This window comes from Bacillus sp. JJ1521 (assembly GCF_036965165.1).
Taxonomy (GTDB): Bacteria; Bacillota; Bacilli; order Bacillales; family Bacillaceae_L; genus Ferdinandcohnia.
In genome coordinates this window covers 6647-6937 of the sequence record NZ_JBALOX010000248.1, presented here as the reverse complement: position 1 = coordinate 6937, position 291 = coordinate 6647, and the positions used below count along the sequence as shown (strand labels likewise).

The 291-nt window shown below is 38.1% G+C and carries 1 protein-coding gene; it reads left to right on the top strand.

Annotated features, from left to right (window positions below):
• Positions 1–45: 45 nt before the first annotated feature.
• A partial coding sequence (gene panD, locus V7147_RS23775) for an aspartate 1-decarboxylase (protein ID WP_335370270.1) occupies positions 46–291 on the top strand: 246 nt, incomplete at its 3' end.

Genomic DNA, 291 nt, shown 5'->3' with positions numbered 1-291 from the left:
GCCGAGGCGTATTTGATATTCTAGATTGATTCAAGGGGGAGCATCATGTTCCGAACAATGATGAACGCAAAAATTCACAGGGCACATGTAACAGAAGCAAATTTAAACTATGTAGGTAGTATTACGATTGATGAAGATATATTAGATGCAGTCGGAATGGTTGCTAATGAAAAAGTTCAAATTGTAAATAATAATAACGGGGCTCGACTTGAAACATATATTATTCCTGGTGAAAGAGGAAGCGGAGTTTTTTGTTTAAATGGTGCTGCCGCTCGTCTTGTACAAGAAGGG